The sequence below is a fragment of the Sphingopyxis sp. EG6 genome, from assembly GCF_003609815.1.
Taxonomy (GTDB): Bacteria; Pseudomonadota; Alphaproteobacteria; order Sphingomonadales; family Sphingomonadaceae; genus Sphingopyxis.
The window spans coordinates 672,118-686,827 of sequence record NZ_AP017603.1 but is presented as its reverse complement, the minus strand read 5'-3'; the positions used below and the strand labels follow the sequence as shown (position 1 = coordinate 686,827).

The window sequence follows — 14,710 nt, the reverse complement described above, 5'->3', positions numbered from 1 at the left end:
TCTCCTGGGGAAGGACCGCGCGACTTTATGTTTCTTTTTGCAACCCTAGCCGAAGCAACGCAATATGTGAACTTCCATGACTTGATGGGAGAGAATAGCGAAATTGCCTTCAGCATCTTCGGCCTGCCGATCCGCTGGTACGCGCTCGCCTATCTCGCCGGCATCTTTGTCGGCTATTGGTATCTGCTCAAGCTGATCGCGCAGCCCGGCGCCCCAATGGCGCGGCGCCACGCCGACGACATGATCTTCTACGCGATGCTCGGCATCATCATCGGCGGGCGGCTAGGCTATGTACTCTTCTATAACCTCGGCGAATATATCGAGGAGCCGCTCGGCGTCTTCCGACTGTGGGACGGCGGCATGTCGCTCCACGGCGGCGTCATCGGGGTGCTGATCGCGATCTGGTATGTGACGCGCAAGGAAAAGCTCAATTTTCTGCGCTTCTGCGACTATGTCGCCTGCGTCATCCCCTTCGGCCTGTTCTTTGGCCGCATGGCCAATTTCGTCAACGGCGAGCTGTGGGGCCGCGCCACCGACGTGCCTTGGGCGATCATCTTTCCGGACAGCGGCACGATGGACCCGCGCCACCCCAGCCAGCTGTACGAAGCGGGTCTGGAAGGGCTGCTGATGATGGCCATCCTCACCTTCCTCTTCTGGCGCACCGATGCGCGTTACAAGCCCGGATTCCTGTTCGGCATGGCCGCCATCATCTATGGCCTTAGCCGTTTCGCGGTCGAGTTCGTGCGCGAGCCCGATGTCCAGCTTGGCACGCTGTCGTGGGGGCTGACGATGGGGCAGACGCTGACCGTGCCGATGCTGGTTATCGGCATCTGGCTTGTCGCGACCGCGAAGGGGCGCCGCCAGCGGGTTGAGCCGGTCGCCGGACCCGACAGCGTTGCGTGACGGACCGCCGACCCCCGAACAGCTGATCGGCGACATCGCAGCGGCGCGGGCAACCACCGTCGCCGATTATATGGCCGCCGCAAACAGCCATTATTATGCGACACGCGACCCGCTGGGTGCCGCGGGCGATTTCACCACGGCGCCCGAAATCAGCCAGATGTTCGGCGAAATGGTCGGCGTGTGGATCGCCGACCTGTGGGCGCGCGCGGGCAGCCCCATGTTTCGCTACGTCGAGCTGGGTCCGGGGCGCGGGACGCTGGCGGCCGATTCACTGCGCGCGATGGCGCGCTTCGGCTGCATCCCCGCGGGGATCGAGCTCGTTGAAACCAGCCCGACGCTGCGCGCCGCGCAATTGGCGCGCCTGCCCGCCGCGACCCACCATGACGAGGTCGACGCGCTGCCGGACGATCTGCCGCTGCTGATCGTCGCCAATGAATTTTTCGACGCGCTGCCGGTGCATCAATATATTCGCACCATGGACGGTTGGCGCGAGCGGATGGTCGAACGTCGCGGCGACGTGTTTGCCGCGGTGCCGGGCGACGCCGATGCGGCGGCCGCGATCCCCGAAATGCTGCGCAGCAAAGATGTCGGCACGATCGTCGAAACCGCGCCGGTTGCTGCGGCGATCATGCAGCGCTGTGCCTTTCGCATGGCGCGGCAGGGCGGCGCGATGCTGGCGATCGATTATGGCTATGTCGGCCCGGCCGCGGGCGACACGTTGCAAGCGGTCAAGGCGCATCGCTTTGCCGACCCCTTCGCCGATCCGGGCGAGGCCGACCTGACCGCACATGTCGACTTTGCCGCGCTCGCCGCCGCCGCTGCGGTGCCGGGCGCCCACATCGGGCCAGTCGCGACGCAGGGCGACTGGCTGCGGCGGCTGGGGATCGACGCACGGCTGGCATCGCTCGCCGCCGCGGCGCCCACCCGCGCCGCCGAATTGCAGGGGCAGCGCGACCGGCTGGTCGACCCGCAGGCGATGGGCGATTTGTTCAAGGTGATGGCGATTTGCGCGGCGGGCTGGCCGCCACCCGCCGGACTTTCAGGAGATGTGGCATGACCGCCCCCCGACGCGCGACGGCCGACGACGCCGCCGCGATCAGGGCCTTTGCCGAGGCGACCTTTGTCGAAACCTTTGGCCATATCTATGATCCCGCCGACCTGACCGCGTTCCTGGCCGAGTGGAATCCCGTGCAGCGCGTCCGCGCCCAGATTGCCGATCCGCAATTTGCTATTGCGGTGGAAGCGGACGCGGCGGGGGCGATCGCGGGCTATATCAAAATGGGTCCGCTCGATTTCGACCTGCCCGCCGATCAGCCCGTCGACGATGCCGTCGAGCTCCATCAGCTCTATGTCGGCAAAGCCGCGCAGGGCACCGGGGTGGCCGCGCGGTTGACCGACTGGGGAATTGGCTGGGCGCGCGCGCGCGCGTCGGTGCTCTACCTCTCGGTCTTTACCGAAAATGCCCGCGCGCAGGCCTTCTATCGCCGCTATGGTTTTTACGATGTCGGTCGGAACGCATTTCGCGTCGGCAACCACATCGACGAAGACCGTTTTTTCAGGCTCGACCTGTGAGCGCCCCATTTGTCACAGCGCCGACGCTGGACGGCATCGCGCACGGCTTTTTCGGCCGCCGGGGCGGGGTGTCGACCGGCGACCTCGCGTCGCTCAACTGCGGCCTTGGCTCGGGCGACGATCCGGCGCTGATCGCCGAAAACCGGCGCCGCGTCGCCGATGCAGTGCTGCCCGGCGCGGCGCTGACCGGCGTTTATCAGGTCCATGGCAATCGCTGCGTCATCGTCGATGAAACGAGCGATCTTTCCGCACGTCCCGAGGCCGACGCGCTCGCGACGCGCACCCCGGGCATCGTGTTGGGCATCCTGACCGCCGATTGCGTGCCGGTGCTGTTCGCCGACCGTGATACGGGCGTGATCGGCGCCGCGCATGCAGGCTGGAAGGGCGCGCTGGCCGGGGTCACCGATGCGACGCTTGCCGCGATGGAAAGCCTTGGCGCGGACCGCGTGAACATTGCCGCCGCGATCGGCCCGTGCATCGGACGCGCTTCCTATGAAGTCGATGACGCATTCGTGGAGCGCTTCACCACCGCCGGTCCGGCCAACGAACGCTTCTTTGCCGCGGCCAAGCCCGGACATGCCATGTTCGACATCGCCGCCTATGTCGCCGCGCGCCTCGCCGCGGCGGGGGTTGCGCGAATTGCCATCGGCGGACAGGACACCTATGCCTTGCAGCAAGATTATTTCAGCTATCGCCGCGCGTGCCACCAAGGGGAAAATTCCTATGGCCGCCAGCTATCGGTGATCGGCCTGAGCTAACAAGCGTTTGGGGGACGGATGACACGGACGCGCCTGTTTGGATTGATCGGCGGCCTGCTGACCTTCATCGTCATGCTCGCCCTCCCCGCCCCGACGGGCATGGAAACGACCGCCTGGCATGTCGCGGCAATGACGGTGCTGATGGCGATCTGGTGGATGACCGAGGCAATGCCGCTGACCGTCACCGCGCTGCTGCCGTTCCTGCTGGTCCCGGCGTTCGGGGTGATGGACGCCAATGCGATCGCCAAGGAATATTATTCGCCCATTCTGTTCCTGATCCTCGGCGGCGCCTTTCTGGCGCTGGCGATCGAGCGGGTCGGCTTGCACCGACGGCTCGCGCTCGCGTTGCTCAAGCGCGCCGCGCCGACCGCGACCGGGCTGCTGTTCGCCTTCATGGCGGCAACCGCGCTGCTCAGCATGTTCATTTCGAACACCTCGACCGCGCTGATCATGGTTCCGATCGCGCTGGCCGTCGTCCGCGCCGGTGGCATTCGCGAGGGCGAGACCGAGGGATTTGCCGGGGCGGTGATGATGGGGATCGCCTTTGCCGCATCGATCGGCGGGCTCGGCACGCTGGTCGGCAGCCCCACCAATGCGATCGCCGCAGGGCTGATCGAAAAGACACTTGAGCTGCGGATCTCGTTCCTCGACTGGATGCTCTACGGCGTCCCCGTTGTGCTGCTCGCGACCCCGGCGGCGCTTTTCATCATCGCGCGGGTGCAGCGACTTTCGGCGCATGCGTTCGATGGCCAGGGCGCCGCCGCCGCGCTCGGCAAGCAGGCGATCTGGTCGATCGCCGAGCGCCGGGTCGTCCCGGTCTTTCTGCTCGTGTTCCTCGCCTGGGTGGCGCAGCCGTGGCTCGAACCCCTGCTGCCCAAGGGAGCACTGACCGATGGCACGATCGCCATCGCGGGCAGCCTGCTGTTGTTCGTCCTGCCCGACGGCACCGGGCGGCCGCTGCTCGTCTGGAAAGAGGCCGATCGCGCGCCGTGGGGCGTGATCATGATGTTCGGTGGCGGGCTGGCGCTCGCCGCGGCGATCACCGCCAGCGGTCTCGCGGCGTGGCTCGGCGCCGTGCTGGCGCCGCTCGGCAGCATCCCGACGGTCGCACTCGCCGCGATCATCGTAGCGCTGACCATCTTGATCACCGAATTCGCGAGCAACGTCGCGACCGCCAGTGGCATCATGCCGGTGCTCGCGGCGCTGATTGCGGCGACCGGGGTCGATCCGGTCCTGCTCGCCCTGCCGGTCGCGATGGCGGCAAGCTGGGGCTTCATGCTACCGTCGGGGACCGGACCGAACGCGCTGGCGTGGGCGACCGACCATATCGCGCTGCCACGAATGCTGAAGGCGGGGCTGGCGCTCGACGTCATCGGGGTGCCGCTGCTCATCGGGGTGATCTGGGCGATTGCGATGCTGGGGTGACGCGCGCGGCAAAGGGCGCTAGTTGCAAGCGAAACTAATCTGGCCCCAAGGAAATCTTCATGCCCCCGATCGACAACAGCGACCTCACCGGTACCTCGCCGCGCCGCAAGCCCAAGCAGGACGTCACCGAGATTGGCGGGCGTCCGCTGTCGCCGGCGACGCTGATGATGGGTTATGGGTATGACCCGATGCTGTCAGAAGGATCGCTGAAGCCGCCGGTGTTCCTGACATCGACCTTCGCCTTCGAAAGCGCGGCAGCAGGGAAGCGCCATTTCGAGGGGATCACTGGCAAGCGTCCCGGCGGCGCCGACGGGCTGGTCTATTCGCGCTTCAACGGCCCGAATCAGGAGATTCTGGAAGCGCGGCTTGGCGTCTGGGAAAAGGCGGAGGATGCGCTGGTGTTTTCGTCGGGCATGTCGGCGATCGCCACCCTGCTGCTCGCGCATGTCAGCATGAACGATGTCATCGTCCATTCGGGGCCGCTCTACGCCGCGACCGAGACGCTGATCGCGCGTATCCTGTCGCGCTTCGGTGCAACTTACGTGGATTTCCCGGCCGAAGCGTCGCGCGAGGACATGGACGCGATCCTCGTCCGCGCCAAGCAGATGGCCGCCGATCAGGGCGGCAAGGTCGCGATGGTCTATCTGGAAAGCCCCGCCAATCCGACCAATGCGCTGGTCGATGTCGAAGCGATGCGCGCCGCGACCGACGCCGCCTTTGCCGCCGATGCGCGGCCGCCGATCGCGATCGACAATACTTTCCTTGGCCCCTTGTGGTCAAAGCCGCTGGCGCATGGCGCCGACATTGTCCTTTACAGCCTGACCAAATATGCCGGCGGCCACAGCGATCTGGTCGCAGGCGGGGTGCTGGGATCGAAGCATTGGCTCGGTCCGATCCGGATGATGCGCAACACGATCGGCACGATCTGCGACCCCAACACCGCGTGGATGCTGCTGCGCAGCCTGGAAACCGTCGAACTGCGTATGAGCCGCGCCGGCGAAAATGCCGAAAAGGTTTGCGCCTTCCTCCGCGATCATCCCAAGGTCGAGGGGCTGGGCTATCTCGGCTTCCTGCCCGACGGGTCGCAAAAGGATATTTTCGTGCGCCATTGCACCGGCGCCGGCTCGACCTTTTCGCTGTTTATTAAGGGCGGCGAGGCGGAAAGCTTCCGCTTCCTCGACGCGCTCAAGATCGCCAAGCTCGCGGTGAGCCTGGGCGGCACCGAAACGCTAGCCAGCCACCCTGCCGCAATGACGCACCTGTCGGTCCCCGACGCGCGCAAGGCAGCGCTGGGGATCACCGACAATCTGGTCCGCATCTCGATCGGGATCGAGGACGCCGACGATCTGATCGCCGACTTCGCGCAGGCACTGGGCGCGGTTTGAAAACCACAAAACCCTCCCCATTGATGGAGGAGGCAGCGAGACTTGGAAGCTTGCTTCCTAGTCGCAGCGGAGGGGGTGCGCTCCCGGCCTGAAGCGACAGTGCAAGGCTGCGCCATCACCCCCACCCAACCCTCCCCCATCAAGGGGGAGGGCTATTTGGTGTGCCGCTTCGCTCCCCGCCAATCGACCACCGACCACCCCATTTGCGGCGCCAGTTTCTTCAACCCGCGCGATGGCGTCGTTGCGACCGCTTCATCGGCAAAACGCAGCATCGGGTGGTCGGACACATGGTCCGAATAGGCGCGGATATGGGCGCTATCGCGGGTGATCGCGTTCGCCGCCATCCAGCCGTCGATCCGGGCGAATTTGGCGTCGCCATAGCAATTGTCGCCCGACAGCCGGGCGTGAATATGATCGCCGCCGTCGGGTTCGTCGAGCCGCGTCGCCAGCACATCCTCAATGCCCAGTCGCTTGGCGATTTCATCGACGTAAAGATGGAAAGACGCGGTCGCGAGCAGCAGCCGGTAACCCGCCGCGCGGTCGGCGGCGATCTGTTCGAGCGCCGCGGGATGCAGTCCGCGCGCCACCACCTTGTCGGCATAGCTTGCGGCAAGCGGCGCAATTTCGGCGCGCGCAAAGCGCCGTCCCACCAGCAGACGCAGGTTGATCGCCTTCAGCCGCGACCGATCGATCAGGCGCAGCGCGTAGGCAGCCCCGGCCAGCCCGACCAGCGGTAGCAACAATAGCCGCCATTGCTGCCGCCGCCGTGCAACATGCATCAGAAACCCGCTGTAAGTCCCTGATCGCGTTATCGTCCTGTCCATGTCGTACATCGCCACGCGGTGCGCATAGTCGGGTGGCGGAGCGATCGGCGGGGTTTCCATAAGGCCAGCATAGTGCGCCGCCGCGCGGCGGCCAAGGGGGCGGGATTCGCTTGCCGTCATGGGGCAAATAATACAATGTCCTCCGCACGATGGTGGCCAAAGCGGATTTCGAACAGAGCGAGGGCGCGGACGGCGCCGACATCCGCTTCACCGGTCGGCTGACGCTGGCGCGGCTCGGCGATCTGCCGGCGCGACTCGATGCGCTGGGTCCGATCGCTTCGCTCGATTTGTCGGCGCTGGAACGGATCGACACCGTCGGCGCGTGGATTGTCACCCGTACGGTCAAGGAACATGGCGCGAAAGTCACCGGTGCCAGCCCCGAAGCGCAGCGGCTGCTCGATGCGCTGGCGAGTGACAAAAGCGAATACCGCATCCACCGCGACCGCCGCCCCCCGCTGATCCGCATGCTCGAACAGGTCGGCGTCGCCAGCCGGGCGGTGTGGCACGAACTGCTCGGCATCGTCGGATTCTTTGGCGCCATGATCATGGCGCTCGGCACCCAGCTGCGCGCGCGGCGGCGCCTGCGCTGGCACGCCATCGTCACCCGGTTCCAGACTGTCGGCGTCGATGCCCTGCCAATTATCGGCCTGATGACGTTCCTGATCGGGATCGTCGTCGCGCAGCAGGGCGCGGTGCAACTGCGCCAATTCGGGCTGGAGATATTCACCGTCAACCTGGTCGGCCGCGCGTCGATCCGCGAACTCGGCCTGCTGATGACCGCGATCATGGTCGCGGGGCGATCGGGATCGGCGTTCGCCGCGCAGATCGGCACGATGAAGCTGACCGAAGAAATCGACGCGATGCGCACCATCGGGGTGTCGCCGATGGAAGCGATCGTGCTGCCGCGCGTCGCCGCCGCGACGATCCTGATGCCGCTGCTGGGCTTTTACGCCAGCATTTGCGCGATCGTCGGTGGCGGCGTGTTCTGCTGGATCGGACTCGATATTCCGCCGCTCACCTATATCCAACTGCTGCGCGACATCATCCCGATGACCGATTTCTGGGCGATGCTGATCAAGGCGCCGGTGTTCGGCATATTGATCGGGGTTACCGGCTGTTATGAAGGAATGCAGGTGCGCCAGAACGCCGAAGAAGTCGGGCAGCGCACGACCTCCGCGGTCGTTGCCGCAATCTTCCTCGTCATCGTGCTCGACGCGATGTTCGCGGTCTTCTTTTCGTCGATCGGATGGAATTGATGAGCAACGAGATCGACGAACAGGTTGCCGAAGAGCTCGCCGCCGCCGACGCGGTGCGCCCCGACGAGTTCGATTATGCGATCCGTATCCGCGGCCTCGTCAACCAGTTTGGCGACGCGGTGATCCACGACGGGCTCGACCTCGACGTCCGTTCGGGCGAGATTTTGGGCGTCGTCGGCGGATCAGGCACCGGCAAATCGGTGCTCATGCGTTCGATCATCGGCTTGCAGACCCCTACGGCGGGCGAGATCGAGGTCTATGGCAAGACGCTCGACGCCATCGCCGACGAAGAGGAATCACGCGACCTGCGTCGCCGCTGGGGCGTTATGTTCCAGGGCGGGGCTTTGTTCTCGACGCTCAGCGTCGCCGAAAATATCCAGGTGCCGTTGCGCGAATATTATCCGCGCACCGACCAGAAACTGCTCGACGAGATCGCGGCCTACAAGGTCGCCATGGTCGGCCTGCCCCCCGACGCCGGGCCGAAATATCCCGCCGAGCTGTCGGGCGGCATGGTCAAGCGTGCGGGCCTGGCGCGCAGCCTCGCGCTCGATCCCGCGCTGCTGTTCCTCGACGAGCCGACCGCCGGGCTCGACCCGATCGGTGCCGCCAAATTCGACGAGCTGATCCGCGAGCTTGCCGACACGATGGGGCTGACCGTGTTCCTGATCACCCACGATCTCGACTCGCTCTATGCCACGTGCGACCGCGTCGCGGTGCTTGCCGAAAAGAAGGTGATCGCGGTCGGCACCATAACCGAACTGCTTGCCACCGAGCATCCGTGGATACAGGATTATTTCAACGGCCCCCGCGGCCGCGCAGCCGCCGGCTGCAACATTGCCGCCGAACGGCACGATAGGAAAAGCTGATGGAAACTCGCTCGAACAACGTCCTGGTCGGCGCCTTTGTCCTGTTCTTTACCGCGGCCCTCGCCTTTTTCGTCGTTTGGCTGGCCAACGACACCGGCGGCGAGAAGCGCGAATATGACATATTTTTCAAACAGTCGGTCGACGGGCTGAACAAGGGAGCCGCGGTGCAATTTTCGGGCGTGCCATCGGGGCAGGTCCGCGAAATCGCCCTGTGGCCCGAGGATCCGCAATTCGTCCGCGTGCGGATCGAGGTCGATGAGGGCGTCCCCGTTCTGCAAGGCACGACCGCCGCGATCGAGGGGGTCGGTTTCACCGGCGTCTCGCAAATCTCGCTCGACGGCGCGGTCAAGGGCGCGCCCGCGATCACCGACAAGGGTCCGGCGGGCAAGCCCGTCATCCCGACCCGCGTCGGCGGCCTCGGCGAATTGCTCAACACCGCGCCGCAATTGCTCCAGCGCCTGTCGACGCTGACCGAGCGGCTGGCCGAACTGGCCGACGACGAAAACCAGGCGAGCATGCGCGGCATCCTGAACAATGTCGAAGCCTCGACCGCGATTCTGGCGCGCAATGGTCCCGCGATCGAACGCGCGCTGGCCGACACGCGCATCGCGATCCAGCAGACCGGGGTCGCCGCCGAACAGATCGGCAATCTGGCCGCGGCAACACAAGGCACGATCGACCGCAACGTCGACCCGGCGATGCGGAACCTGCGCGATACGCTGGCGTCGGCAAATGAATCGATGAAGACGCTGGAAGGCGCGATCGCCGACGCGCGGCCCGGCCTGCAAACCTTCAGCCAGACGACGATCCCCGAAGCCAATGCGCTGATCCGCGACCTGCGCCGCACTTCCGCCTCGCTGTCCAGCCTGACGGACAAGCTCGACCAGCAAGGCGCCGGCGCCGTGCTGGGCGGCAGCAAGCTGCCCGATTACAAGAAATGAGGACGATCATGATCCGCCACCTCCGCACCCCGCTGCTCGCCGCCACGCTCGCCGTATCGCTGTCGGCGTGCATCGGCCTCGGCGGCAAGACGCCGCCCTTTCTGTTGACACTCGATGCCGCAGCGGCGCCCGCAGCAGGCGCGGCGCGCACCGCCGCCGACGCATCGACGCTGACCATCCTGATCCCGACCGCGCCGCAGAAACTGCGCACGACGCGCATTCCGGTGCAGCAGGACAACAGCAGCGTGACGTACGTCAAGGACGCGCAATGGGTCGAAGCGCCGCAGCGGCTGTTCCAGCGGCTGGTGTCCGAAACCGTCGCCGCGGGTACGGCGCGCGTCGTACTCGACGAAGGGCAATATCTGACCGCACCGGGCGAGCAGCTCGCCGGGCAGCTTATGGAATTTGGCGTCGACGCGCGAACGGGCGAAGCGGTCGTCGTCTATCAGGCTATGCTGGTGTCGGCGGGCGGCAAGACGGTCAGCCAGCGTCGCTTCGAAGCGCGCGAGGCGATCGGCGGCGAGATCGAGGCGAAGCCGGTCGGCGAAGCGCTGGCGCGGGCGGCGAACAAGGTGGCGGGTGAAGTTACTGGGTGGCTTGGAGGGTAAGCACTGCGCTTTGAACGGCAGTTAGCAACCGGAAGCTTCAGTAATTTACTTGGTCATCCCGGACTTGATCCGGGATCCATGCGCCCTCTCAGCAGCGGACGGTGCATGGCCTCATGGACCCCGGATCAAGTCCGGGGTGACGAGGGTCTGGTAGCGATCAGTTGCAGACATTGGAACCCCGGGTAAGTTTCCTTCATGAGCATTGGGATGAACGGTCGGCCTTTTCTAATAGGAATGCTATCTGGTGCAGCACTGGCGCTGATAAGTGCTGCAGCTGCAGCGTGGCTATCTAAAGAAGATGCCCCGCAGTATCTCCGCATCGTCGATGACGATTACGATTACACTCTGGGGCCGACATATAAGCCGGAGGACGGCCCGACGAGCGCGCAGATAATCAGAGATTGCAAGATCGAGCAGTTCACAACGGACACGTCGCGAGCAGATTATGCTGGATGATCGTTCGTGAGAATCGACGGGATGCCGAAAGCCAATCTGAACTGCGTAATTGGGGAAGCCCGGATTCGTTCGATGTCGATCGTGATCACGGACGGTATCGATATGACGCCGACTGATTGTGTCGGCGGATGGCCAACGCGTTTCCAAAAGGAAGAAGCGGGTAACTTTGAGTTATGTCGTGGGGGCAAAAATCCAAATCCGATTTTCGTGCCCACACCTCCCCCTAAGCGTTAGTTCGCTTCCCACCCCAACGCAGCCCTCGCCTACCCCAGCAAACTCTTGCTCGCCTGCTCGGTCACGTCGCGCGACAGGCCCGGCTGCGCCAGGATTCTTTCCAGCTCGCTCCGCATCATCGCCGCGCGCGCTTCGTCGAAGCGTTTCCAGCGGCCGAGCGGCGGGATCATCCGCGCCGCGGTTTGCGGGTTCTTGGGATCGAGCGCGATGACGAGGTCGGCGATCAGGCGATAGCCCGCGCCGTCGGTCTGATGGAACGCGGCCTGATTGCCCGACAGGGCGCCATAGAGCGAGCGCACGCGGTTGGGGTTGGCGAGCGTGAAGTCGGGATGCTGCGCCAGTTCCTTCACCGCATCGACCGTATCGGGGCGCAGCGACCACGCCTGCACCTGGAACCATTTGTCGAGCACCAGCGGATTGTCGCGGTAGCGTTGATAGAAAATATCCAGCGCCGCCACGCGTTCGTCGCTGTCGCCATGCGCCAGCGTTGCGAGTGCCGCCTGCCGTTCAGTCATCCCGTCGGCGGCGGAGAAAATCCGGAACGCCAGCTCAGGCACATCGTCCAGCCCGGTGGCCGCGAGATAGGCGAGCGCGACGCCGCGCAAGCGGCGACCACCCTTAGAGGCGCGCGACAGGTCGGTGGCGGGCGGCGCGGCGCTGCTCAGGATCGCGCGCCATTCACTTTCGAGCGCAACCCCGATCGCCGCCTGTAGCGCCAGCCGTTCGCGGCGGATCGCATCGGGATCGACGGTCACCATCTGGTCGCCGATAAAGGCTTCGCTGGGCAGCAGCACCGCCTCGGCGACAAAAGCCGGGTCGTCGGCGCGGCCCGCGAGCGTTCCCGCTACCGCATCGATCACCGCGGCATGATCCACCGCTTCGCCCGACACTGCGGCAACGAGCGTGTCGAGCATCAGCTGCTGCAACGCCTCGTAGCGCGCGAACGGATCGTCGTCGTGCGCCGCGAGCCACGCCAGCTCCCCCACCGCGCGCGCATAGTCGACGATCACCGGCGCCGAAAAGCCGCGGTTAATCGACAGCGCCGGGCGCGCCGCAAAGGCGCCGAGCGCGATCCGCTGCGTGGCATCGGTCAGCGTGACCAATGTTTCGGGCAGCGCGGCGCCGCTGCCGTCCATGGCAAAGGCGGCGAGTTTCAGCGGCATCATCATCGGTTGCTTGTCAGGCTGGCCCGGGGTCGGCGGCACCGTCTGCTGAATGTCGAGCATCCATTCGCCGTCGTCCTGAGCCAGCGCCAGCGACAGGCGCGGCGTCCCCGCCTGGCTGTACCACAGGCGGAACTGCGTCAGGTCAATCCCGGCGCCCTCCTCGATCGCGCGGACAAAATCTTCGCAGGTTGCCGCCTCGCCGTCGTGGCGATCGAAATAGAGGTCGGTGCCTTTGCGAAACCGCTCCGCGCCGACTATCGTCGCCATCATGCGGATGATCTCGGCGCCTTTGTTATAGACGGTCGCGGTGTAGAAGTTGCTGATTTCCTGAAAGCTGTCGGGGCGGATCGGATGCGCGAGCGGCCCGGCATCCTCCGGAAACTGCGCGGCGCGGAGCAGACGAACATCCTCGATGCGTTTGACCGCAGACGACCCCATGTCGGCCGAGAAACATTGGTCGCGATAGACGGTGAAGCCCTCTTTCAGGCTCAACTGGAACCAGTCGCGGCAGGTGACGCGATTGCCCGACCAATTATGGAAATACTCATGCGCAACGACGCCCTCGACCCCGTCATAATCGACATCGGTCGCGGTGTCCGAGTCGGCGAGGATGTAGCGGGTGTTGAAGACGTTGAGCCCTTTGTTCTCCATCGCCCCCATGTTGAAATCGCTGACCGCGACGATGTTGAACAGGTCGAGATCATATTCGCGGCCATAGACGCGCTCGTCCCACGCCATGCTGTCCTTGAGCGCCTGCATCGCATGGCCGGTGCGATCGAGGTCGCCGTCGCGGACCCATATGCCGAGCTCGACCTTGCGCCCCGACATCGTTGTGAAGCTGTCGCGGTTGACCACGAGGTCGCCCGCGACCAGCGCGAACAGATAGCTCGGCTTCGGCCATGGGTCTTCCCACAGCGCCCAATGATTGCCGCCCGCTCCGTCGCCCTTGGCAATACAGTTGCCGTTCGACAGCAGGATCGGGAACGCGGCCTTATCGCCCTCCATCCGCACCTTGTACCGGCTGAGCACATCGGGACGGTCGGGGTGAAAGGTGATGCGGCGGAACCCCTCGGCCTCGCACTGGGTGCACAGCATGCCGTTCGACGCATAGAGCCCCATCAGCTGGGTGTTCGCCGCGGGGTGGATGAGCGTATCGATCTCGACCGTCGCCGTGGTCCGCTCACCCAGGTCGACGATCAGGTCGCTGCCGTCCATCCGCCAGTCGTTCCAGCCCTCGCCATCGACGCGCACCGCCGCCGGCGTCAGCCCGTCGCCGCGCAGCACGAGCGGCACCGGCGCATCGGCCTGGCGCACCACCGACAGCGCCGCCGCGACGCGCGTTGCCTCGACCGCCAACGCGAAATCGAGCGCGACGTCGGGCACCTGCCATTCGGGCGGGCGATAATCGCCGCGGTGGATGGTGACGGGAAGGACGGGAGTGGAAGAGGCGTCGGTCATGTTTCGGGTCTAGGCGCGGGGCGCGGGCCGCGCAATAAGGCGGGCGATGGGACAGATGCTGATTTTCGGGTTGGGCTATGCCGCCAGCCACCTTGCCGACCGCCTGCGCGCGCGCGGGTGGGACGTGGCAGGGACGACGCAGGACGGACGCGGCGACAGCATTGCGTTCGGCAATGAGGCACGCGTGCTGGCGGCGTTGCGGTCGGCGACGCATATCCTGTCGTCGGTTCCGCCTGTCGAGGGCGCCGATCCGGTGCTGGCACGCTATGGTGACGCCATCGCGCTCGCCCCGGCGGCATGGGTCGGCTATCTGTCCTCGACCGGAGTCTATGGCGACGCGGGTGGCGCGTGGGTGGACGAGAGCGCGCCGATCAGGGGACGCCGCGCAGACCGCAACGCCGCCGATGCAGCGTGGCAGCGACTGCGCGGTGACGTATCGGTCTTTCGCCTGCCCGGCATCTATGGCCCCGGTCGCTCGATCCTCGATCGCATCCGCGAAGGCCGCGCGCACCGGATCGCCTTGCCCGAGCAGGTGTTCAGCCGGGTGCATGTCGACGACATCGCGGGCGGCGTGATTGCGTCGTTTCGTGGACCGGCGGGGGCCTATAATCTCGCCGATGACGAGCCGTGCCACCAGAACCGGCTGGTCGAATGGGGCTGCGCGATCCTGGGAATGCCGTTGCCGCCGCTGCAAACGCTGGACGAGGCGGGCCTGTCGCCGGCTGCGCGGGCCTTTTACGCCGAGAACCGGCGCGTTGCGAATGGCAAGGCGAAGCGGCTCTTGGGTTGGACGCCGCGTTATCCCAGCTTTCGCGAAGGGGTGGTGAGCTGCTCATAAGAGTCGCCCCCGCGAAGGCG

General features: G+C 65.6%; 13 protein-coding genes. 11 read left to right on the top strand and 2 right to left on the bottom strand.

All coding sequences use genetic code 11. From position 1 onward, the window contains the following. The first annotated feature begins 27 nt into the window (after window positions 1–27). Genes lgt through SPYCW_RS03300 form a run of 6 tightly spaced genes read left to right on the top strand, consistent with a single transcriptional unit; the run spans window position 28 to window position 6,043 of the window. Window positions 28–903 carry a prolipoprotein diacylglyceryl transferase gene (gene lgt / locus SPYCW_RS03325; protein ID WP_120215584.1) on the top strand — a complete coding sequence of 292 codons (876 nt, stop codon included), beginning with the start codon at window positions 28–30 and terminating at the stop codon, window positions 901–903. Further along, entirely contained in the window at window positions 896–1,960 is a 1,065-nt protein-coding gene (locus SPYCW_RS03320) for a class I SAM-dependent methyltransferase (RefSeq protein WP_232014818.1), read from the top strand. Before lgt ends, SPYCW_RS03320 begins: the two co-directional genes overlap by 8 nt. Then, window positions 1,957–2,475, top strand: coding sequence for a GNAT family N-acetyltransferase (locus SPYCW_RS03315; protein WP_120215583.1), 519 nt, complete (start codon window positions 1,957–1,959; stop codon window positions 2,473–2,475). Before SPYCW_RS03320 ends, SPYCW_RS03315 begins: the two co-directional genes overlap by 4 nt. Continuing rightward, entirely contained in the window at window positions 2,472–3,233 is a 762-nt protein-coding gene (gene pgeF / locus SPYCW_RS03310) for a peptidoglycan editing factor PgeF (RefSeq protein ID WP_120215582.1), read from the top strand. Before SPYCW_RS03315 ends, pgeF begins: the two co-directional genes overlap by 4 nt. Before the next feature lie 18 nt (window positions 3,234–3,251). Further along, complete coding sequence (locus SPYCW_RS03305) at window positions 3,252–4,658, top strand: SLC13 family permease (RefSeq protein ID WP_120215581.1); 1,407 nt, start codon at window positions 3,252–3,254, stop codon at window positions 4,656–4,658. Between the two features lie 59 nt (window positions 4,659–4,717). Continuing rightward, a complete protein-coding gene (locus tag SPYCW_RS03300) occupies window positions 4,718–6,043 on the top strand; it encodes a cystathionine gamma-synthase family protein (protein WP_120215580.1) in 1,326 nt (441 codons plus the stop codon). Window positions 6,044–6,195: 152 nt separating this feature from the next. Here the strand turns inward: SPYCW_RS03300 and SPYCW_RS03295 are convergent, their stop codons facing one another. Continuing rightward, a complete protein-coding gene (locus SPYCW_RS03295; protein WP_172595409.1) occupies window positions 6,196–6,927 on the bottom strand; it encodes an HAD family hydrolase in 732 nt (243 codons plus the stop codon). Between the two features lie 89 nt (window positions 6,928–7,016). Between SPYCW_RS03295 and SPYCW_RS03290 the strand changes: the two genes are divergently transcribed. From SPYCW_RS03290 to SPYCW_RS03275, 4 genes are read left to right on the top strand one after another with little or no spacing between them, the layout of a single operon-like run. Then, complete coding sequence (locus SPYCW_RS03290; RefSeq protein ID WP_120215579.1) at window positions 7,017–8,123, top strand: ABC transporter permease; 1,107 nt, start codon at window positions 7,017–7,019, stop codon at window positions 8,121–8,123. Beyond that, window positions 8,123–8,989 carry an ABC transporter ATP-binding protein gene (locus SPYCW_RS03285; protein ID WP_120215578.1) on the top strand — a complete coding sequence of 289 codons (867 nt, stop codon included), beginning with the start codon at window positions 8,123–8,125 and terminating at the stop codon, window positions 8,987–8,989. The genes SPYCW_RS03290 and SPYCW_RS03285 overlap by 1 nt, the downstream gene beginning before the upstream one ends. Next, on the top strand, window positions 8,989–9,930 hold the full coding sequence (locus SPYCW_RS03280; protein WP_120215577.1) for an MlaD family protein: 942 nt from the start codon (window positions 8,989–8,991) through the stop codon (window positions 9,928–9,930). Before SPYCW_RS03285 ends, SPYCW_RS03280 begins: the two co-directional genes overlap by 1 nt. Window positions 9,931–9,938: 8 nt before the next feature. After that, complete coding sequence (locus tag SPYCW_RS03275) at window positions 9,939–10,538, top strand: ABC-type transport auxiliary lipoprotein family protein (RefSeq protein WP_120218074.1); 600 nt, start codon at window positions 9,939–9,941, stop codon at window positions 10,536–10,538. A 719-nt stretch (window positions 10,539–11,257) separates the two neighbouring features. Here the strand turns inward: SPYCW_RS03275 and pepN are convergent. Next, window positions 11,258–13,852 carry an aminopeptidase N gene (gene pepN / locus SPYCW_RS03270; protein ID WP_120215576.1) on the bottom strand — a complete coding sequence of 865 codons (2,595 nt, stop codon included), beginning with the start codon at window positions 13,850–13,852 and terminating at the stop codon, window positions 11,258–11,260. Between the two features lie 46 nt (window positions 13,853–13,898). Between pepN and SPYCW_RS03265 the strand changes: the two genes are divergently transcribed. Continuing rightward, window positions 13,899–14,690 (top strand): SDR family NAD(P)-dependent oxidoreductase, encoded by a 792-nt coding sequence (locus tag SPYCW_RS03265; protein WP_120215575.1) that lies wholly within the window; start codon window positions 13,899–13,901, stop codon window positions 14,688–14,690. The last annotated feature ends 20 nt before the right edge of the window (window positions 14,691–14,710 follow it).

Excerpts from the sequence above, each read along its gene's own strand:
- lgt (WP_120215584.1), top strand. The coding sequence starts at position 28 with ATGTTTCTTTTTGCAACCCTAGCCGAAGCAACGCAATATGTGAACTTC.
- SPYCW_RS03295 (WP_172595409.1), bottom strand. The coding sequence starts at position 6,927 with ATGGAAACCCCGCCGATCGCTCCGCCACCCGACTATGCGCACCGCGTG.
- SPYCW_RS03300 (WP_120215580.1), top strand. The coding sequence starts at position 4,718 with ATGCCCCCGATCGACAACAGCGACCTCACCGGTACCTCGCCGCGCCGC.
- SPYCW_RS03280 (WP_120215577.1), top strand. The coding sequence starts at position 8,989 with ATGGAAACTCGCTCGAACAACGTCCTGGTCGGCGCCTTTGTCCTGTTC.
- SPYCW_RS03315 (WP_120215583.1), top strand. The coding sequence starts at position 1,957 with ATGACCGCCCCCCGACGCGCGACGGCCGACGACGCCGCCGCGATCAGG.
- SPYCW_RS03275 (WP_120218074.1), top strand. The coding sequence starts at position 9,939 with ATGATCCGCCACCTCCGCACCCCGCTGCTCGCCGCCACGCTCGCCGTA.
- SPYCW_RS03285 (WP_120215578.1), top strand. The coding sequence starts at position 8,123 with ATGAGCAACGAGATCGACGAACAGGTTGCCGAAGAGCTCGCCGCCGCC.
- SPYCW_RS03290 (WP_120215579.1), top strand. The coding sequence starts at position 7,017 with ATGGTGGCCAAAGCGGATTTCGAACAGAGCGAGGGCGCGGACGGCGCC.
- pepN (WP_120215576.1), bottom strand. The coding sequence starts at position 13,852 with ATGACCGACGCCTCTTCCACTCCCGTCCTTCCCGTCACCATCCACCGC.
- SPYCW_RS03305 (WP_120215581.1), top strand. The coding sequence starts at position 3,252 with ATGACACGGACGCGCCTGTTTGGATTGATCGGCGGCCTGCTGACCTTC.
- SPYCW_RS03265 (WP_120215575.1), top strand. The coding sequence starts at position 13,899 with ATGGGACAGATGCTGATTTTCGGGTTGGGCTATGCCGCCAGCCACCTT.